General features: G+C 55.7%; 18 protein-coding genes. 10 read left to right on the top strand and 8 right to left on the bottom strand.

What is annotated here, in order from left to right; all coding sequences use genetic code 11:
• The first annotated feature begins 89 nt into the window (after positions 1-89).
• The 5 genes from JJQ51_RS32180 to JJQ51_RS32160 all read left to right on the top strand — a co-directional run bounded on the left by JJQ51_RS32180 (position 90) and on the right by JJQ51_RS32160 (position 3050).
• Positions 90-737, top strand: a complete 648-nt coding sequence (locus tag JJQ51_RS32180) for a BON domain-containing protein (protein WP_269245829.1) — start codon at positions 90-92, stop codon at positions 735-737.
• Between the two features lie 35 nt (positions 738-772).
• The gene (locus JJQ51_RS32175) at positions 773-1072 is read left to right on the top strand and encodes a hypothetical protein (protein WP_095437868.1); all 300 of its coding nucleotides are present in this window, start codon (positions 773-775) and stop codon (positions 1070-1072) included.
• 9 nt (positions 1073-1081) lie between these two features.
• Positions 1082-1510: a universal stress protein gene (locus tag JJQ51_RS32170; RefSeq protein ID WP_269245828.1), complete on the top strand. Its 429-nt coding sequence runs from the start codon at positions 1082-1084 to the stop codon at positions 1508-1510.
• Positions 1511-1844: 334 nt separating this feature from the next.
• Entirely contained in the window at positions 1845-2249 is a 405-nt protein-coding gene (locus JJQ51_RS32165) for a hypothetical protein (protein ID WP_331275838.1), read from the top strand.
• A gap of 33 nt (positions 2250-2282) precedes the next feature.
• A complete protein-coding gene (locus JJQ51_RS32160) occupies positions 2283-3050 on the top strand; it encodes a cytochrome b/b6 domain-containing protein (protein WP_269245827.1) in 768 nt (255 codons plus the stop codon).
• 8 nt (positions 3051-3058) lie between these two features.
• Here the strand turns inward: JJQ51_RS32160 and JJQ51_RS32155 are convergent, their stop codons facing one another.
• Together JJQ51_RS32155 and JJQ51_RS32150 are read right to left on the bottom strand one after the other, a co-directional pair.
• Entirely contained in the window at positions 3059-4390 is a 1332-nt protein-coding gene (locus JJQ51_RS32155) for a sensor histidine kinase (protein ID WP_269245826.1), read from the bottom strand.
• Positions 4383-5066, bottom strand: a complete 684-nt coding sequence (locus tag JJQ51_RS32150; protein WP_269245825.1) for a response regulator — start codon at positions 5064-5066, stop codon at positions 4383-4385. Before JJQ51_RS32150 ends, JJQ51_RS32155 begins: the two co-directional genes overlap by 8 nt.
• Positions 5067-5451: 385 nt before the next feature.
• On the opposite strand from JJQ51_RS32150, the gene JJQ51_RS32145 reads away from it, so the two are divergent.
• Positions 5452-5715, top strand: coding sequence for a DUF982 domain-containing protein (locus JJQ51_RS32145; protein WP_269245824.1), 264 nt, complete (start codon positions 5452-5454; stop codon positions 5713-5715).
• Between the two features lie 171 nt (positions 5716-5886).
• Positions 5887-6078, top strand: coding sequence for a hypothetical protein (locus tag JJQ51_RS32140; protein WP_269245823.1), 192 nt, complete (start codon positions 5887-5889; stop codon positions 6076-6078).
• Between the two features lie 216 nt (positions 6079-6294).
• On the opposite strand, the gene JJQ51_RS32135 is transcribed toward JJQ51_RS32140, so the two are convergent.
• Entirely contained in the window at positions 6295-6474 is a 180-nt protein-coding gene (locus tag JJQ51_RS32135) for a hypothetical protein (RefSeq protein WP_269245822.1), read from the bottom strand.
• Positions 6475-7340: 866 nt separating this feature from the next.
• Here JJQ51_RS32135 and JJQ51_RS32130 point away from each other — a divergent pair.
• The gene (locus JJQ51_RS32130) at positions 7341-10736 is read left to right on the top strand and encodes an ATP-binding protein (RefSeq protein WP_269245821.1); all 3396 of its coding nucleotides are present in this window, start codon (positions 7341-7343) and stop codon (positions 10734-10736) included.
• Between the two features lie 263 nt (positions 10737-10999).
• Here JJQ51_RS32130 and JJQ51_RS32125 read toward each other — a convergent pair whose 3' ends face one another.
• Both JJQ51_RS32125 and JJQ51_RS32120 read right to left on the bottom strand, forming a co-directional pair.
• Positions 11000-11500 (bottom strand): hypothetical protein, encoded by a 501-nt coding sequence (locus JJQ51_RS32125; protein WP_269245820.1) that lies wholly within the window; start codon positions 11498-11500, stop codon positions 11000-11002.
• A 194-nt stretch (positions 11501-11694) separates the two neighbouring features.
• Positions 11695-12108 carry a tautomerase family protein gene (locus JJQ51_RS32120; RefSeq protein ID WP_269245819.1) on the bottom strand — a complete coding sequence of 138 codons (414 nt, stop codon included), beginning with the start codon at positions 12106-12108 and terminating at the stop codon, positions 11695-11697.
• 624 nt (positions 12109-12732) lie between these two features.
• On the opposite strand from JJQ51_RS32120, the gene JJQ51_RS32115 reads away from it, so the two are divergent.
• On the top strand, positions 12733-13845 hold the full coding sequence (locus tag JJQ51_RS32115) for an alkene reductase (RefSeq protein ID WP_269245818.1): 1113 nt from the start codon (positions 12733-12735) through the stop codon (positions 13843-13845).
• Between the two features lie 584 nt (positions 13846-14429).
• On the opposite strand, the gene JJQ51_RS32110 is transcribed toward JJQ51_RS32115, so the two are convergent.
• From JJQ51_RS32110 to JJQ51_RS32100, 3 genes are all read right to left on the bottom strand, one after another.
• The gene (locus JJQ51_RS32110) at positions 14430-14939 is read right to left on the bottom strand and encodes a Dps family protein (protein ID WP_269245817.1); all 510 of its coding nucleotides are present in this window, start codon (positions 14937-14939) and stop codon (positions 14430-14432) included.
• A gap of 493 nt (positions 14940-15432) precedes the next feature.
• Positions 15433-16539 carry an NADH:flavin oxidoreductase/NADH oxidase gene (locus tag JJQ51_RS32105; protein WP_269245816.1) on the bottom strand — a complete coding sequence of 369 codons (1107 nt, stop codon included), beginning with the start codon at positions 16537-16539 and terminating at the stop codon, positions 15433-15435.
• Positions 16540-16787: 248 nt separating this feature from the next.
• Positions 16788-17129, bottom strand: coding sequence for a putative quinol monooxygenase (locus JJQ51_RS32100; protein WP_269245815.1), 342 nt, complete (start codon positions 17127-17129; stop codon positions 16788-16790).
• A gap of 313 nt (positions 17130-17442) precedes the next feature.
• On the opposite strand from JJQ51_RS32100, the gene JJQ51_RS32095 reads away from it, so the two are divergent.
• A complete protein-coding gene (locus tag JJQ51_RS32095) occupies positions 17443-20382 on the top strand; it encodes a winged helix-turn-helix domain-containing protein (RefSeq protein WP_269245814.1) in 2940 nt (979 codons plus the stop codon).
• Positions 20383-20435 lie beyond the last annotated feature (53 nt).

The following is a 20435-nucleotide window of genomic DNA, read 5'->3' as shown; positions in this document are numbered from 1 at the left end:
ATGGCCACCAGTTCCTTGACCTCGATCAATGTTGCGACCTTTGGCTGGTCCTATCCTTTTCCCGCTAACGGAATCTCAAGGAGACGGTCATGGACGACATTACTCTCAGACAGAATATTCTGGATGAACTGGAATTTGAGCCGAAAGTGGATGCAGCCGAAATTGGTGTGACCGCGCGCGACGGCGTCATCACTCTCACCGGACATGTTGGCACATATGCGGAGAAGGACGCTGCCGAGAAAGCCGCGAGACGCGTCAAAGGCGTCCGCGCAATAGCCCAGGAAATAGACGTTCGAATCCTTGGCCCGCGGCGGACAGACGACGACGACATCGCCCGACGGGCAGTCAAAATATTGGACTGGAATATCTCCATTCCAAAGCAAATGGTGCAGATCCGTGTATGCAAGGGCGTCGTTACGCTTACCGGTAACGTGGAATGGCAGTACCAAAAGAATGCTGCCGCTGCCGCTGTCAGGGATCTCGCCGGTGTCGTTGGCGTCTCCAATCTTATAGAAGTCGTTCCCGGCATCAGCGCCGATGACGTCAAGAAGCGCATCGAAAATGCACTGGAACGGGATGCGGAATTGGAGGCGCAGGCGATTCAGGTCGATGTCTCCGGCGGCAAGGTCACCTTGAAGGGCAAGGTCAGAACATGGTCCGAGCGGCGCGCAGCGGAACGTGCCGCGTGGTCGGCACCGGGCGTCTACGCGCTCGACGATCAGCTGACCGTAGCCTGATCTGTGCGCAATGACATAAGAGAGGATGTAAAATCATGAGCACGGATTTCACACGAACGGAAGAAGCTCTGCTTGCCGGTGCCGGATATCCCCTCCCGCACCACCAGGACTGTGACTTTCGCCTCGACAGAGCAGACAGGGACAAATGGGAAATTACAATTGTGTCGTCCCGCGCTCAGGCGTGGGTTCATGATGAATTGTGCAATCCCCTCTGCCAGTGTCTGAGCGATAGCCTCAAGGTAGATATATTGGGTGCGGATCGCTTTCTGAAGCAGGTACATGCCTTGGGGTTTCGAACCGAATTTGTCGGCACCGGCGGCAAAGATCTGTTCTGAGGTGGAGCTATGTATAAGTCGATTGTCTGTGCAGTTGGCCTCGGATCGAAGGAGAAAGCCGAGCATCTGATGCATACGGCTTGCGCGCTTCTCGATGCCGATGGAACCCTACATGTCGCTCATACTGTCGAGCGCTTTCCCTCCCTTGTCCGGCAGGGGCCGGATGAATGGGCGGTCTCCGTCATCGGCGAGGCGGAAGAAAAGCTGTCGCTGCTTTGCAGGGAGCTTTCAGTGCCAGCGCTTGTCCATGTTCGCACCGGTCGCGCCGCCGACACGGTGCTCGCCATTGCGATCGAAACAAAGGCCGATCTGATCGTGGTGGCGGCTCATACCATCGATGTTTTCGATCGGGTATTTGGATCCACCGTCGACCACATTGTCCACCATGCGAAATGCTCCGTTCACATCGATCGGATTCCCTCGCCGCCGAAACAATAGATATCCAACTTATTAAAAGGCTGGATTGCGTCCTCGCATTGGAGGCCCGATCGTACAAGCGTAGGCTAGAGGGCGTATGTTGCGGCCGTTCACGGCCATCGATCTCAAGACATATGGTTTGACCTCAGACCTTCCAATCAACAGGATCGCGATCGACGAACCTGTCAAAAGCCTGTCATGGGAAGACGAAAGCAGTCTCCCGAGAAGATGTGGCCGTGCATTTCGCCGCAATTGCTCCCCTAGATGTCAGGGCTCTCAGGAGCTGCTGTTTGGTCGTCGCCGTCAATTATGTGGTTGCAGCCAAAAGTAACCCCTTTTTGGAAATCAACGAAAATTGAGCGCCATGACAGATCCGCGAAAATCATCCTCCAAGCTTAATCGCTCTATCGGAGCCGGCCTTGTCCTTGCCGTGCTGGCGGGGCCGGCCGTTGCTGCCTCGCTCAAAAGTATCATGGGCAGCATGGGCGATAACACCACTTCAGCCAAGGCCGTGCTTGCCAACTTCGACAGCAAGGCCGCCGAGCAGGTCCTGCAGCGCTACGCGGCGGATGCCGCAGCTGCTGACGCCATGTTTGCCAACCAGAGCAGCACCAAGGAGAAGGATCTCCATGCCCGCTTCAGCAGGATGGCGATGATTGCCAATACCGCGAGCCAGCAGGCGCAAGACAAAGCCTCGTTTCGCAAGGCATTCGTGGCTGTGGCAGCCGAATGCAAGTCCTGCCACACGGCTTACAAATAGCTGCTGCAAATCTTCCAGAATAGGAAACTCCCCATGAGCGAACAAAGATCCGCCTACGAACCCTATTGCGAACCACCCGCCGAAAATGGCGGCAAGATTTCATCTACCAAGAGCGATGTCGTTCGTGCCTGGGACCTTCCCACGCGTCTGTTCAAATGGTCGCTCGTCGCCTTGATCATCACGGCCTGGGTCTCGAGCGGTTTCAACGATCCGGACATGACGGTTCACAAAGCGGCAGGCTACGGCGTTCTCGTACTGGTGGTTTATCGCGTTCTTTGGGGTGTGTTCGGGAGTTCAACGGCTCGCTTTTCTGGTTTCGTACGCTCTCCCGCCGCCGTGTGGACCTATCTCAAGGCGTTACGGCGCAACAGAGCAGAGCGCTATCTTGGCCACAACCCCGCTGGCGGTCTGATGGTCATCGGTCTCATCGTCGCTTGTGGCGTTCAAGTCCTGCTTGGTATGTTCTCCAGCGACGGAGTGACCGCCTCAGGGCCTTTTGCTGGGCTGGTGGGTGACAGCGTTTCGAGTTGGGCCGCTTCTATCCATTCTGCTTGGTTCTATTTCGCCATCCTTGCCTTGGTCGCGTTGCACGTCGTTGCGAACTTCTATTATCAGTTCATCAAGCGTGAAAATCTCATCGGCGCCATGATCACCGGCCGCAAACGGCGCGAAGCCTATGTCGACCATAAAGAGGCGACCGGTGGCACGCTGCCTGTTGCAGCCCTCTGTCTTCTGGTCGCCTTTGGTCTGGTTTATGGTACCGTCACGCTGTTTGGCGGCAGCTTCTTCGCTTCAATCTAGGGCTTGGCCTAATCAAACAGGAGCGTCACGGCTGTCAGATGGCCGGGCTCCACTTCGATCTCCAGCCGCCCCCTATGCAGGGCCATGATCCGGCGCACGATCTCAAGGCCGATACCCATGTGATCGGCTTTGAGATCGCCAAAGGGGATCTTCGCCGGAGCGTCAAAAACACCTGCGTCATCGTTGACTGTCAAGCGCAGACCAGGGCCTGCAACAACGTCGATGGCCGCACCTTCCGGGGTATGTTTTACGGCGTTTTCGATGAGGTTTCGCAATGCGTCCTCAAGCAGTGGCGCATGACCTTCAACAGAGCCAGCGCCAAGATTGCTGTAGGCAATGGTGTGATTGAGGTCATAGACCAGGGGTGCGATATCGGTGACCACCCAATCAGCCAGCTTTGCCAGATCGACCGGCCGGAACACGGCACGGTCAGCACTTTCGAGCCGCCCCAGCGCCGTGATCTGGCCGACAAAACCCGCCAGCGCGTCGAGATCTGTCTCGATCTTGCGCGCACGGGGATGCTCGATATTGCCAAGTTCCAGCTTCATCATAGCCAGCGGCGTGCGGATCTCATGCGCAACAGCGGTGGTGAACAGACGCTGCGATTTCATGAGCGTGCCGATGCGCGCAAGGCTCCTATTGACGGCAGCGGCAAGATCGGCGATTTCCCGCGGCATGCCGGTCTGGTTGATCAGATGGCTGGGGTCCAGCGGATCGAGATGGCCGGCCTCTCGCGCTGCTTTTGCAACCGGGCGCAGGGCCTGGCGGATTGACAATAACGTGCCACCGAGGACGAAGAGCAGCATGATGGCCATCGGGGTGGCGAGATGATCCGCAAACTCACGCCCGATCACCGCCCACATGATGCCGTCGCTGTCGTGCAGGATCGCGATCTCGATAAAAATCTTGTCCCCATGGATTTCATAGGTCTTGCCGCCGGCGACGGCGAGCGGTTTACCGTCGCTCAGCATGCGAGACCAGAGGTCCGGCGGATTGACCTCGTGCGGCAGAAGGTGATTGTCGCAGCGCGCGTCGCAGTTCGTATAGAGAATCTGACCGGTCGGTGTGCGGATGCGGGTGATGTAGAAGCCACCCTGGACGCCGTAACGGTCGAGGTCGTGCGGCAACTTGTAGGGCGCTTCGTCATGACGGCGTTCGAAACCCTTCGACAGCTTTCCGGTTTCACGTTCGATCATCAACGCCGCCAACTGCTCGTTGTCGAAATAATAATCGGCAAAGACGAGTGCGGCCTGCACCGCCATGGCCAGCGCTGCAAAGAGCGCGATGCGCAGCGTGATGATGCGGATCAGCGTTGGCGGCCGAGCAGATCGATCAACCATTTTGGCGCTTTTCCCGCAGCAAATAGCCGATACCGCGTATTGTTTCGATGCTGATGGGCAAATCGAACGGGGCGAGGCGGCGGCGCAGGCGTGAGATCGCCAATTCCACCGCGTTGGTCGAGATATCGTCGCCAAATTCGGAGAGTTTGCTTTCGATCAGTTGCTTGGGAGTGACCCGGCCCGCGTTGCGAATAAGCAGTTCCAGGACGGACCGCTCGCGTGGTGCGACTGCGAGCGATTCACCGCCGACTGTCACGACACCGTTTGCGGGATCGAAGGACAGGCCCCCAACGATGATGGATTCGATGTAATGCGGCGCTCTGCGGCGCAGAAGGGCGCGACAGCGCGCGAGCAATTCGATGTGATTGAACGGTTTGACGAGATAGTCATCGGCACCGCCGTCGAGGGCCGCTACGCGATCTTCAATCGAACCGCGCGCCGTGATCACGAGGATCGGTGCGGCAAAACCTTCACGACGCAGTTCCCCGATGAGATTCAAGCCGTCGCCGTCCGGTAAGCCTAAGTCCACCAAGGCCAAGTCGTAGCTGACAGTTTGTGTTGCCAGCAGCGCGGCGCCTACCGTTGCCGCACTATCAAGGCGCCACCCCGCCTGATGGACACTTTCGGTCAGCAAATCGCGCAGGCGGGCACTATCTTCGACCAGTAACAAACGCATACAGACCCCGATTTGTGGTCACGGTGGTTGCGGACCACGACGACAATTTGCTGGTAACGCTTCCCGCCGTGCCAGAGCCCACTCTAGACGAATGAACCACGCGGTTCGACTAGGATCTTGTAAGAACATCGAAATCAGGACCGTACCGCACAGTGAAGGTCCAAATCCGAGGCCCGGATACCCTCACGCATGAATTGCCGAAGCTATTTTCCTGGTAACGAAGGCGTGTCGACCCGTCTGTGATGCCGCCGCTGGTCTGTAACCTCAATTGAGGCATGTCAAAGTTGCCATCCAAGTGCCTTGATAAACGTAGTATTCGCAACCTTTTCAGCGAAGTTTGCCTGTGCGGGTTGCTGATATTCTTGCGCCCGGGGGATCACGCTCTATGAAATGGCATACATCGCATCAGTTTCCCGCGGTGAGGCTCGTCGTGCGCTCCGGCGAGAAGTACAGGGTCATCAAGACCGTCCGGGATGCGGCAGTAACATTGATCTCGGATTGGCCGAGCGACGATGGCGAGGAATATGTCATGGCGATCAGGGCATGCCTTGATGCTCTGAACGACGTCATCCCTCCGGAAGCGGCCAGAGAGGCTCTTATCCGTGCCGCTGCTGAAGAGCGTATCCTCTATATTTCGGTCATCGGATGACGTTGGGTTCGCACAGGGCGTGCGCTCCCTTTGCGCAACCACCTCAGCCTATTGATGCAGATCAAGGTCCAATATCGCCAGAGAAGCTACCAATTGATCACGAATGCAAAGTGGACATTTTCGTTGTTCGCTTTGACTTCGGGTCGGCAGATCCGTGAGAAGGAGAAGAACATGCGTGCAGCTTTGCTGGTCGCCGCGATAGTCGGCCTTATCTTCGGTGCCTATGCCTACCAATCCAGTGGCTCCGACAAATCAAAAGAACCAAAGCAACAGTCGTCGACGAATACGGGTAGCACAACCGACAAACCTAAGCTCGGTTACCCGGATCCCTATATTCCCCCGACAAAGGGCAATGGCTTTTGATTTCTAACGACAATCAGAGGATGAAATAATGTCAAAATGTAACCCGACTGTCGTGGTCAAACGTCGGCGCCCGCGTGCGCCGCGATTAGCCTTGAGCCCATCGAAGACTTTAGGCCCTCTTCCACCAGTCGGTTCTCCCTCGAATATGCAAAATCCGCCAACTCGTCGCGTGTTGCATCTCTCCGGGGTTTCCTCCGCGACGTGACGACTCAATTTTCATGGCCGAATGCCCGCGTCCAGGCTTCCGACGAGGCCTGACGCCTTGTCGGCCTTTGGATCTTTCACAAAAGGCACCGAGATCTGCACAGCCGTCGACCGATTTTTCAATGTGCACGGATGAAGAATGCCGATGGTGGTGACATCCGCGACCGCCTCAGGCGTGCCGTCGCTGCTCATCATTGAGTTTTCTCGCAATACCTATGCAGAAGATGCTCGCTGCGGAGTTGTCTCATCCGTCTCAGCAAAGCTGGCCGGATGGAAGATTATGCATTACGTTCAGTCACTCTCGGTCACGATGGATCATCGTGGTGCACGGTGGAGCATCTCTGGGCTTTGAGTTTCAAAGAGGCATTACGCGGAGGTTCCAGATCGAAGAGTTCGGGGCAGGGGACTGGGAGATGGAAATCGGGGACTACTCACGCCTCCTGCGCCTTCTCCGATCTGATCGATTTTGCGCCCACGGTTCCACTTTTGACTATTTCTTTCGCTGCCCTTTTTAGCTCAACAGTTTTCGTTGCGGCCGCAGGTTCAAATCCTGCCCCCGCAACCAGTTCCAGCATAAAAGCCTGATCGTGCAAGTGTAGCAGACGCTCAAAGGGCAATCGGCCCTTCAGACAAAGCCTCGAACGCATATACCGCCGGGCTTTCGTCGGTCAGACCGCTGGATCGAACTCAACAGTGGACAAAGCCCTTGGGGCAAGATCACGCCGCATCATAAGAGGCAGTCATCCGTTCTGTCAGTAGGCGCGGCCTCTTCCATGCCATCTCCTAAGAAACGATCCGGCGATGGAGCCGAAGTTCGGTGCTGTCTAGCGTTGCATTCCCTCCCTCGCGGTGCGCTCTTGAGAAATATACCAAAGTCTAGGCATACCTTTTGCGTGCCCAGATGTAGACCGAAGTGGACTGTTGTAAGCGTCGGTATGGGCGAGCTACCGTGGCTCGGGGATGACTACTAGGGGTCGCGATATTGTTCCGGAGAAGGATCGTTTCCCCTCCGAATTGTCTTCATCGCATCACATCAACCTTATAGAGGCGTTAAGCTGATGGTGCCGCCAGCTTTGACTGTAGACGAGATCGGTGACTGGCTGCGGGCTATCGGACTAGGTCAATACGAGCGCCTTTTTCGTGAAAACGAGATAGACGGCGATGTTCTGCTTGAGGTAACGGAACTCGACCTGGAAAAGTTTGGAATTCCCTTCGGGCATCGAAAACGGCTGATCAAAGCGATCGCCGCCCTCGTTTCCAAGTCCGTGACGGAAGCGGGCAAGATATCCACTCATGCAGTAGACGCTGCTGAACGCCGTCAATTGACAGTAATGTTCTGCGATATCGTGGGTTCGACGGCGATGTCGACGCAACTCGACCCAGAGGATATGCGCACCATTATTAGCGCCTATCATAGGTGCTGCACGAGTCTGATCGAGGCGAACGGGGGATTTGTCGCCAAGTACATGGGTGACGGCATTTTGGCGTACTTCGGCTACCCCGTTGCCCATGAGCACGATGCCGAGCTTTCCGTCCGGGCGGGGCTGGCGATCGCCGATGCGGTGCCGAAGTTGGAGACCGCCGGATCGGTTCTTCACGTTCGCATCGGCATCGCGACCGGTATTGTGGTTGTCGGCGATCTCGTTGGTTCGGGCGAATCGCAGGAAAGGAGCGTTGTCGGAGACACGCCAAATCTGGCAGCACGTCTGCAAAGCATCGCCTCATCCGATACGGTGGTTATTGCTGAAGGAACTCGCAAACTCCTGGGCGACCTGTTCGAAGTGTCCGATCTCGGCCCTCAGAATCTGAAAGGTATTACTGGTTTAATTCCCGCCTGGGAGGTCCTGCCCCGGGGAATTCGCGAGAACCGTTTCGAAGCACTCCACCAAGGCAAGCTCACAGAGCTGGTAGGTCGACGATCCGAATTGGACGCGATGTTTGAGAGCTGGACCAAAGCGAGCGCTGGCGATGGTCAGGTGGTTCTGCTCATGGGCGAAGCGGGTATCGGGAAATCGCGAATGACCGCAACGTTCGTCGAACGCCTCGCAAAAGAAAAACTCGTTCTGAAGCGCTTCTTCTGCTCACCTCAACGGGCAGATAGCGTGCTTTCGCCCTTCAGCGGCCACATGGAACGGGCGGCTGGCTTCAGACGCGAAGACGACCTGCCGACCAAGCTCGAGAAACTTGACGCCAAGCTAGCCATGACAGGTACTACGCCCGAGCATGCGGCACTCATTGCAGCATTTTTGTCCCTGGCGAGCGACGGCCGTTATCCGGAGATTAATATGCCGCCTGCTTTGCAGCGGCAGAAGACCATGGATGCATTGATTTGGCAGGTGGAAGCCGCGTCCAGACACGCTCCCGTTCTGATGGTCTTCGAAGATATCCACTGGGCCGACGCATCAAGCTTGGAGTTAATCGGTCAACTGATTCGCAGAATTTCGCCGCTTCGGACATTGCTGCTTCTGACATTCCGCTCGGAATTCAAATCGCTCTGGCGCGAAAGTTCGAATGTCAAATCAATCATGCTCCATCGACTTGGAGATGCCGAAGTCGGGAGGCTGGTCGATCATGTTGCACAGGGCAGCCTTTTGGCCGCGCATGTCCGCCAGGATATAATCGAGCGTGCAGACGGCATTCCCTTGTTTATCGAGGAGATGACGAAAGCGGTGCTGGAAGCCGGTGATGACAGTTCTGTGGCCCGTGCTATCGCTTCGTTACCGCCGCCTCGTCTTGCAGTCCCAGCCAGCCTCCATGCGTCTTTGATGTCAAGGCTCGATAGGCTGGGAAACGCCAAAGCCATTGCGCAGATCGGCGCCGCGATAGGGCGCGAAGTCCCGATGACTATCCTCTCCTTGGTAGCGCACCTGTCGAAGGCCGAATTGCAGGTAGCGCTTGATCGCCTTGTTCAAGCCGGACTGATGAATGTACAAGGGGCTCCACCGGATACAGTCTACACTTTTACGCACGCACTTCTTCAGGATGCCGCGTACGGCACGCTTTTGCGCGACCCTCGTCACGCTTTGCATGCTCGCATTGCCGAAGTTATTGAATCCGAACTCCCCGATGTCGCGAAAAACCAACCCGAGCTGCTGGCGCGCCATTTCGCCGAAGCCGGGAAGCAACAGAAAGCCGCAGGTCTCTGGCTGAAAGCAGGCGAACGCGCGATCGCGAAATCGGCGTACGTCGAAGCCGAAGCGCACTTCCATCGAGCGTTGTCGGTTGTCTCCGGACTACCTGACAGTGCGTTGAAACGCAGGGAAAGGCTCAAAGCACAGCTCGGCCTGGCCAATGCCTTCATGTACACCAAGAGTTACACCTCGGAAGCTACAAGGTCGGCTTTCGACCAAGCGCGTATCTTTGTCGAGGAGATAGAGGCCGCCGGTGAAAGGCTTGAGGATCCATTCGTAACATTCTCGGTTCTATTTGGCTTCTGGATGGCGAACTATGTCGCTTTCGATGGTCAAGCGGTAAGGGAATTGGCCGGCCAATCGCTGGCGCTCGCCGAAAAGCAGGCGGATGAGGTGCCTCGCGTTCTTAGTCATTCTCTTCTTGGAGCCGCCTTGGTGGTGTCAGGAGACTTTTCGAACGGGCTCACGCAACTCAACAATGCCGCCGAAATCTATGATGCCGAAAAGCACAGCGAATTCTTGATCGATCATTTCGGGATGGATTTCGGAACCGGCTTTCTCGCCTTCAGGGCAAACGCGCACTGGATACTCGGCCGCCCTGATGCGGCCCGTCTTGATGTCGAAAGATCCTTGGCAAATGCACGGAGGATCGGGCACATACCTACCTTGATGGCCGTGCTCCATCGCACCAGTTCTATTCAGCTTCGACTTGGAAATTACCTCACCGCGAAAGCGCAAGCCGAGGAACTGGTGTCATTAGCCGAAGAAACAGGCGCTGCAGCATTTGCGGCACACGGATTGGCTGATCAGGCTTGCGAGCTTGCCTGCCGCGGAATGGCCGAGGCAGCCATCATCCTGTTTGACAGGGCAATTGCAGCGGACAAGGCATTAGCTTCGACGGTAGAAGTTTCAACCCTCCTTATCATGAAAGCGAGATCCCATGGCCACATCGGAGAATTCGAGATCGCACGAGAGTGTCTTAAAGAGGCGGCCGCTCTGATAAATGCCACGGGCGAGCGCTGGTGGGAGGCGGACATGCACCGCATTATGGGTGAAATAGAGTGGATGTCTTCAAAAGCGAATGCGAGCGCCGCCATAGGCCATTTCGAAAATGCCCTCCGGATCGCACGAGCTCAAAAGGGTCGCGGTTTCGAGCTTCGTGCTGCAACAAACCTCGCCGAACTATACCTTGAGCTCGGCTCGTTTGCACAGGCCTATTCGGTGCTTGGCCCCATATATGAGTGGTTCAACCCAGCCCTTGAGCTTCCTGATCTGGTCGCTGCGAAGGCCTTGCTTGATCGAGAAGAGATGTTGTCGAATTGATTTACTTTGGCGAGGTGGGCTCGTTATCTGATGCCGGTTTTTACAAAACCTCGATCAGCTAGTCAGGACCTTTATTGGGGTGTCAGCTGAGGCAACTACAAATGATAGTCCCAACTGGTTCGAACGCTTTTCTCATGAATACTCATCATAGCAGCCTACCTGCTTTGGGGGCGAGAAAAGCGGCTCCCCGACGGGAGGTCGAGCGAGCCAATGGCACGTATGGGAAAAACTGCATATCCGGACGCAGTCTTTCAACGCTTTCTTCAAGCAGGACCGAAGTTGAGCCTCGTCTCGGTCTGTACGAAGCCGGCTCTCAGCATATTGGAGAATGACGGACAATCCCGTTCCCTCCCGGCCTCCGGCTGTCCCGTCTCCACCGTAAACAGTGACACTCCTCTCTCGCGACCTTTTTCGATCCGTGCTCTGATCAGGGCGGTTTGTACGCCGTTCTTCCTGTGTTCCGGAACAGCCGAGTCAATACCGAGCCAGGCAGAGTGATCGGAGGCGAACATCGCAGCGCTGCCGGCGGGTTGTGTCCCGACATATGCTTTCCGCAGTGACTGTATTTCGCGCACGCCTATTGTCCGATTGAAGACGGCTTCAGGCAACGAGGGAAGCGCAATGGCGCATCCTTGGCCTATCCGAAACGCGCTGAGTCCACTTTTGTCGACAAAGTCAGCGGGGGCAGCAGCGTAGAGGTCAGCCCACGCCATTGCTTCTATTGTTTCTTCCGGCTTCAGGTTTTGCTCGTTGGGTTTGTTCAAATCGGATTCCTCTGCGAAAAGCGGATCTAAATTCTCAAGCCACATAACATCGAGCGAACGTAGGGGAGGACACAGCCGCGGTCGGCTCCACGCGATTACCACGCTTATCTTGTTGCCCTGGATGCCGACCATTGCGAACAGACGTCAATACCGGACAAAGATCAACTTCGACCGGAAACATCCACGGTTAACGCTCACGCCGACTTTTGCATGGTCGCGAGATCCACTTGTTTGCCATACATGCCCCAATCAACTTCGGGCGTTTCTTGGATGACAACATAGGTCGGTGTTGACGTTTGGGCTGGGTCCGCATGCTGACTCAGAATGGCGGTTGCTTCCGTTATGAAAACCTTCCGGGTTTCCTCGTCCAAGCCTCCGCGAATAGCATATGTCACCAGCGCAATCTGCGGTGTTGAAACCGCTTCACCGCCGCTGAAGATACTGTCGGAGTCGTGTTCGCTGAAGAAAACCCAGACGCCCCTTTTTATTTTTTCAGAATCTAGCAGCCTCTCGCACTCAATTCCTAAATTGGTTAGCGAGTTGGCAACCTTCGAGCGTGCTTCGGGTGAAAAGGTACCTTTTGAGGAATGCACAAACATCTTTGGCATCGGTCGATCCTGTTGGAAATTCGAAGTCTACTTTGTGCACCCTCAGGGCGTTGCCGGCGACTTTTGGCCGTGTCGCTGCCGGTCTGTAGTGCCAAATTGTCTATATTTCGGTGCCGCCAAAATCTCAGGCCAGCTTAGCCGAATGGCCTGTCATCGAGGAGTTAAAAGCTGTGAAATCCCGTAAACACGCAAAGTTGTCTCGGTGTCTCGGGCGTAGCGCTCCGGGACTTTTGCAGGTTCCTTTGCCATAGATCAGCCCCTAGAAAATCCTGTGTCGCTCGATGTTGCAGCGATTGTCAGACGGACCCCGGCCACCAAGATTTTTACCCGCTTTGCGGAGCGCGTATCTTAGTTGCAGCGCGCCGTGGCTATGGCACCAATATACCTATGTACAACTTTTACCGTGCGTCATTGATGGTAGCTTATACCGGTCATCGCATTCCTCCTCCCAAGCTGTGATGGCAGTAGGTCCCGGCTTCCCCCTTTGTCAGGCCCCGCGGGCTGCGCGCCCGCATTTAGGGCCGTCCTGAATTGCCAGCGACGGCCCTATTTTCGAGGGAAGCGGACTAAATTTCGCGAGACGTACACAAGTGAATTGCAATCGCACGAAGCAGGATCAAATCCATGCCAAACACCGATGGGCCTAAGCTTTTCAAACCGTTCAAACTCGGAGCTATCGAACTCGCCAACCACGTCGCAATGGCCCCTCTAACGCGTTCCCGTGCGGACATGGATGGGGTCCAGAGTCCATTGGCGATCGAGTATTACAAGCAGCGCGCCAGCGCGGGACTTATAATCACCGAGGCCACGAATATCTCTCGACAGGGCAGAGGTTACGCTTTTACGCCTGGCATTTATAATGATCAGCACGTAGCCGCCTGGCGGCCGGTCACCGATGCGGTGCACGAAGCGGGCGGTAAAATAGTTTGCCAGTTATGGCACGTGGGCCGAATGTCTCACTCTGATCTTCAAGAGAACGGAGTTGCGCCGGTGGCTCCATCTGCCATTCAAGCCGGCGAACTTATCTTCCTCGAAAGCCGCACCCAGGCGCGTCCATCAATACCGAGAGCTTTGGAGACAGGAGAAATCCCGGGAATCATCGATGACTACCGCAACGCCGCGCGTAAAGCGAAGGAGGCGGGCTTCGATGGAGTCGAAGTCCATGCCGCTAACTGCTATCTTCTGGATCAGTTTCTTCGGGATAGCACCAATAAACGCAATGACGAGTACGGTGGGTCTATCGAAAACAGAACACGGTTTCCCGTCGAGGTCATTACCGCCATTTCGGAAATCTGGGACCCTGATAGGGTTGGAGTGAGGCTGTCGCCTTTAACACGTTCTGCGGGTGACACGCCACTCGATAGCGACCCACAGGCGACTTATGGTTCGCTTGTGGAACAGCTAGGAGCTCTGCGTCTCGGTTATCTGCATTGTGTGGAAGGACAGACGAGGGGGCCGAACGGGGCGGGATTATTTGACTTCAAAGCTTTGCACGCTGCTTTCGGGGGGAAGTACATTGCAAATAATGGCTATACCCGTCAGATGGCGCTTGATGCAGTTCAATCCGGCAACGCGGACATGGTATCCTTTGGACAACCATATATCAGCAATCCAGATCTAGTGCAGCGCTTGCGAGATAACGCTCCCTTGGCCGCTCCTGACAAGGCAACGTACTACGGGGGCGGAGCGGAAGGCTACACCGACTATCCAGCGCTCGGGGAACTTGTGCGAGCATGAGGGGCAGAAACGAGGGGCAGCGGGGCGATGAGTAGGGGCAGCGCCAGCCCCGCGGCCTTACGAGCGACCGAAACAAACATCGGTTTCGCGGCCTAGTGCTGGGTGTACGTGCCGCAGACGAGTTCCACCGGCACACATCAAGGGGCGACACTGAATGCGGGTGAATCCTCTTCGGTCGGGAAGCAAATTTTGTTGGAACGCTTCCGATGATGCTTCGTATCGGCGCTTCCTTCGATTTGCCCGAAATTGCTTTGCCAACATATACTTGGCAGCTCAGACTCGAGGATGTTGTTCTACTCGAACGGCTCCTTTCATCGGTTTCGCTCGCGGGATCGTGTCGCCCATTAATGGATGGCTCGGGTATCCTCCGAAATCCCGACATCCGTTCGCAGAACGCCAACGCAAGAAGGTCTGGCGATTAGCTGGAGTGCACTTTTAAGTCTAGCGTGGCGCGAACGTTGTACGGTGCACCACCGTCCGCCCGTGCATCTCGCATCTGCTCGTTGCGGGCTTCTATATTCGCTGCCGATGCCTTGTGTGGCAGGATGGCCCACATCGCGCCTCCTGTGCTGTCAGAGAACGTGTCAGCCCCGACGAGACGATTCAAATAGAAACCACACGCGCCTTTCGGTCTCGTCGATCCAGTTTTCCAGGATGCTGGTCGTGGCAAAGTCATCGTGTTCGCTTGTTGTCGCGTGCAGTTGACGCATTTCGACGACAAGTCGCTTATTGTCCTCCCGCAACTCCGCTAGCATATCTTCAGGTGTGACATAGTCCGCATCGTTATCGTCAAGTCGCTTAAGCCGTGCGATATGCCCGATTGAACGCAACGTGGTGCCACCGATCTTCCGAGCGCGTTCGGCAAGGATGTCCGTCATAGCAAAAAGCTGATCGCCGTGGTCGTCCAACATCAGATGATAGTCTCTGAAATTGGGGCCGGACATGTGCCAATGAAAATTCTTCGTCTTTATATAGAGCGTGAAAACATCGGCAAGAAGACCCGTTAGCGACGCGGAAATCTCCTTGGTCGCTAGCTCGCTGAGGTCCGACGGCGTTGCAAGGGAAGCCTCCCGGCTTTTGACGGCACTTATCATGGCTGTCTCCAATTGAGGTCCAGTGTACTTATGCACAGGGCAAACGTACGAGAGCAATTCGCGGCAGGCGAGGAAATTAGGGTATAAGCGCACCTATACACTCGTATAATCCGCAGAATAAATTTTCAGCGTGCGCCAAAATATAAATAAAAGAGGCGTAAGCATTCTGGGGCTATAAGGCGATGATTTTCATAAATTACAGCGCCGCTTATGTATCGGGTCGGGCGTACTTCATTTCTGCTTTTCGCCGAACAGCGTCGTTTAGGGTCGGACGCATTCCGAAGCAGAACCAGCCTTCAACGACGCACGATTCCGGGAGAACTTGCCTCGTACACGAAATCGCTCGCAATAGCGTTGGGTCGGTGAGAATTCGTCACTCGCCTGTAGGGCGGTCGGTTTGACAAATCAGCTGGAGCAGGCGCGAAAACAAAAGCCGTCATCCAAGGTATACAACAAGCTATCGGAATGAAAGGCCGCGATGGTGACCCTATTACTATTCAGTATCAAAGAGGTCGCGATAGCGGCTCGGCTGCGAACGCAAATATTGTTTCGGCGCTCGGACCTTTCCTCCGAGATGAGCGGCAGCATGCCAAGGCCAGTTGGGATCAAATAGAGCCGTTCTTGCAACGGCTACCATATCTGCATCGTTCGTGCCGACGATGGCTTCCGCCTGCTCGTAGGCGCTAATCAGGCCGGCGGCCACGACAGGGACATGCAAGTTTTGCTTTAGGGTTCGCGCGAACGGCACTTGGTAGCTCGGTCCGACCGCGATTCGCTGTGACGGATGAAGTCCGCCACTTGAAGCATGAATAACGTCACATCCTCGCCTTTCAAGCTCCTGGGCAAATACGACGGTTTGCCCGATCTCCAGGCCACCTTTGACCCAATCCGTGGCTGATAGTCGCGCGGAAACCGGCTTCTCGGAGGAAAAGGCATCTCTCACGGCATCGAAAACTTCGAGGGGATATCTCATCCTGTTTTCCAGAGATCCTCCATAGCCGTCCGATCGGTGGTTTGTCAGCGGCGACAGAAATTGATGTAAAAGGTAACCGTGCGCGACGTGAAGCTGCACCATGTCCAGGCCAACCTTGTCTGCTCGCCTTGCGGCAGCTGCGAATGCATCCCTCACCCGCTTTAGGGCCTCTCTATCGAGCTCGGTCGGAGCGACACAACTGTCGCTATAAGGAATCGACGACGGCGCAAACGTCTGCCACCCAAGAGCGTCCGTAGGCGGAAATTGTTTTCCACCGTTCCACGGAACATCTGTTGACGCTTTTCGGCCCGCATGGCTTAGCTGTATCCCTATGGGCATGTCCGACCACCGACGGATACTTTCCACAGTCAGGCACATCGCAGCGTAGGTTTGATCGTTCCACAGCCCGAGATCGGCGTAGGTGATACGGCCCTCGGGCGTGACAGCAGTCGCTTCGATGGTGAGTAGCGCAGCTCCAGAGAGCGCCAGTTTGCCCAGATGAATGAGATGCCACTCGTTCATACAGCCTTCCTCGGCGGAGTATTGGCACATGGGAGCGATAACGATCCGGTTTTCCAGGCGAAGACCCCGAATGTCGATTGACGCGAATAATGCCGGCTTCGCCATCAATGTCTCTCCCGTCGCGAGGCGAACGCTGGAGAGTGACGCTCTTCAGCGTTGACCATACCAGCTAAAGCAGTCGCGGTAGCTGCAATCACGGTCAATGCGGAAAACGACAGGTGCATCCGGTGCCGACGGCGCAACTTTTCGAGACACCATATTCTTCCGAGCTGCCCTAACTTGAGGCGTCCACCGATCATAAGACGAATCCTTTTTGATCTGCCGCAAAATGTCAGCCGATCACATAAACGCGCTCAGCTGAGTCTCTCTGGACTGTCGGTCGACCAGGGGAATGCCCCTTCCAAGGCATCCACTGGCGAAACCGCAACCACCAGACGCTCTGCCAGATCATTGATGATCGAGAGATAATTCTGAAAATGCGGGCTGCTTTTGTGGGCTGCAGCCGACAGTTCGTCCCGATAGCATTCCTCGAGAACAAAGCGTCCGGGATTTTCATCTTCTTGCCACAGGTCGTATTGAAGGTTTCCGGCTTCAGCCCGAGAGGGTGCGACCATACCTTTCAACAACACCAGCAGCCTTTCGTGGCATCCAAGCTTGGCGGTTAAGACAGCGTAAACTTTGATCTGCTGTGCCATGGTCCTCCTGGCGAGCTTAGACGGTTGTCGGTGCTCCGGTATTGTCTCGATCAAGTGCCGGCCGTTTGTTTGCCCGAGCCAGTGGAGACCAACCAATAACCCGATCGTAGCTTCGGTGCTCGTTAAAATCCGCAAGTTTCCGTTAAGAGATGGTTTGGGCGACCACCTCTTAATGGGAGGATCGCACCGTAGCGCGCAAACGACACGCTTTAAAAGTGTGCCGGGGGGATATTAACTTCATTTAACCGCTCCCGCTTCAGACTCGCTGTAAACTCCCGCCGATCGCATCCAAAGACAGTTGTCGAGGTTACCTATGGCGGAGTTCCATGCAACAGGCGTCTTTCTGTTTGGCCCCTTCCGGCTCAATGTGGTCGCTCGTACGCTCGAGAAGGATGACGTCAGAATTCCGATTGGAAGTCGTGCCTTCGACCTCTTGGTCGCGCTCATACAGCGGCCCGGCGAGGTACTATCTCACAGGGAGCTGATGGCGTTCGCCTGGAACAAGCTTAGCGTTGAAGACTCGAACGTCAGGGTGCAGATGGCACACCTTCGGCGGGAGATTGGATGCGGCGTCGATGGTGCCAGATACGTTCTGAGCGTCGCCGGTAGAGGCTATTGCTTTGTCGCGCCTGTCGAATGGTCCGAACTAGCGGCTACGAAAGCCGAGCATGGCACCGACGAAACGATGCTTTCCGCTGACAACAAAATGGCCCCCGCCGAGGGGATGAATAGAAACATGCAGATGTTTTTGCCATCACGCAGCGAGCGCATTTTCGGGCGGGATGAAAATCTCCAAGATCTCCTTAGCCTGATAAAGACACGTCGCTTTGTGAGTGTTGTCGGTCCTGGTGGTGTGGGGAAAACGACGCTCGCGTTGATGGTTGCTAAGGAACCCGATTGCTTTGATGCCGTTTATTTTGTCGACCTGACCGTCGTTCAAAATCCCGGATCGATTTGGGGCGCAGTCGCCGGGACCCTCGGCCTCCCGTTGAAGGCAGACAGGCTATCAAAAGACGAACTCTCCTTGTTTTTGTCCTCGAAGCGAAACTTGATCATTCTTGACAACAGCGAGCATCTGCTCGATGCAGTGGCGGACGTGGTTAATGTGTTTTCGGAGGCGTCTGAGACCACGAGCTTGCTTATAACTAGCCGGGAGGCGCTCCGAGCAAGTGGCGAGACCGTATATCTCCTTCGAGCTTTGGCGTTCCCACCCAACACTGGCCGGCTGACCGCCGAGAAGGTGCTGTCCTGGCCCGCGATAGAGCTCTTTATGGAACGAGCCGCGGGGGGTGGCTACCAGCAGGCGCTGGAAGACGATCACGCGGCGTTGGTAGCAGCGATATGCAGGCGACTAGACGGGAACCCGCTTGCGATCGGTCTCGTGGCTAGCCGTGCTGGCGCATACGGTCTGAGTCAGCTCGCTGATCTGTTGGATAGCCGTCTTGCGCTGCATTGGAGAGGCAATCGCCATGGCCCGATCAGGCATCAGACAGTCGAGTCGATGCTTGACTGGAGTTTTGATCTGTTGCCTGAAGTCGAAAAACGGATCTTTGAAAGGCTCTCGGTTTTTGTTAGCGACTTCGCTTTGGATGCGGCGGCCAGTGTGGCATGCGATAGTGACATAGAGTCCAGCTATATCGCCGCCGGCATAAGCTCCCTCGTTGACAAGTCGTTACTCCTATTCGATGCGGGAAGCGGTGGATCTCGCTTTAAGTTGCTTGATATGACCCACGCGTACGCGCGCATGAAACTGGCGGATCGTCCAGAATGCCGAGCGATACATCTCCGGCACGCGCGCTACTGCATGGATCAGCTCAGGAATTTCGACAACATTGCCGCCGGTAACGACGTTACCAGGCAAGTCGAGGCAGAACTTTATCTTGCAAACATTCACGCAGGCCTCGAATGGGCCTTCTCCGACGATGGCGACCCTGCAACTGGAGTGGAACTTGCAGATCTTGCCATGCCCGTATTAATGCAGCTATCGAAGTACGAGGACTGCGCTCGCTGGAGCAAACGGGCTCTTTCAGCTTTGCCGGATACCATCAGAGGCAGTCGGACGGAGTTGCACTTAGTCGAGGCATTTTCGGTCTCATCCTTTTACGCAAGTAACAACGTGTCAGAGCTGGAAAGCGCTCTTTGGCGCGGCATCGAGATAAGCAAGGAGCTGCAGGACATCAGCACCGAGTCCCGGTTCTTGCTTGGTCTCAACCTTTCGCTTATCAAGTCGGGCGACTTTCGACACGCCTCCGATGTTGCCAAACGGCGAGCTTCGATCTTAGTCGCCCGATCGTCACAGGAGGAGCAGGCAGCAACCGAATGGTCGCTCGGTACAAGTTATCACATGCTGGGCGATCAAAGCGCGGCTTCTAGGGCATATGTGACAGCAGCTGAGATAGTCGCGAGAACCGGATACAAGCCAACGAGCTACTTCGAATATGCTCATCGTTCACTTGCAAAGGTTTTGGCTGCCAGGCTGCTATGGCTGCAAGGCTTGCCCGAAGCCTCGGTGCAAGCTGCGGAGGAAGCGATCGGTGACGCCAGGACTAGCGTCGGACCCCTCTGCATAACTCTGTTGGTTGCGACTGAGATATTCTCGCTATGTGGAAGGTACGAACGCGCCCACACATTGGTACACGAACTCAATTACCTCACCGCGAAGCATTCTCTCCAAGGACTCCAAGACGCGGGCTTGATGATGCGGGAGCAAGTTTCGCTGGTCAGAGACGATATCGGCAGAGGCGTCGAAGGGCTTCGTCCATATTTGGAAACAGTGAGAAGTATCAGGTTTGCCTGCGTGACGTTGGGAGCTCTCGCGTCCCTGGCCCAGGGGCTGGCGAAGCTTGGTAGGCGGGAGGAGGCCCTAACGGTGCTTGATTCCGCGCTCGGGCTTGACGAGTGGTGTGGGGGGACTTTTAGAACGCCAGAGTTGATGAGACTTAAAGCAGAAGTCTTGATGAGTTTTCCGCGGCCTCGCCTGAACCTGGCGGACGTAGTGCTCGGGAACGCCCTGCAGGCTGCCCGGGATCAAGGAGCTATCGCCTGGGAATCGCGAATAGTGCTCAGCATTACCCGGATGCGACTTCTTGCAGGTCATCAAGCGGAAGAACAGGCTGTAGGACATCTGCGCGCTTACTTGAACCGATTTGGATCAGGGCATGACGTCCAGGATTTCGAGATGGCAAATATGATAGAACAGCCGCTGTACGACTTCTGTCTCGCGGACCCCTTCAGCGCAATTCACGCGAAATAACGACACTTAACTCGTCTCTCGTCTCTTGCTCCCATAGCGTCTCATATCGCTTG

It is taken from the genome of Rhizobium sp. AG207R, assembly GCF_027109195.1.
GTDB classification, from domain to species: domain Bacteria; phylum Pseudomonadota; class Alphaproteobacteria; order Rhizobiales; family Rhizobiaceae; genus Rhizobium; species Rhizobium dioscoreae.
The sequence above is the reverse complement of the archived record's forward strand: the minus strand, read 5'-3'. Positions and strand labels throughout refer to the sequence as shown.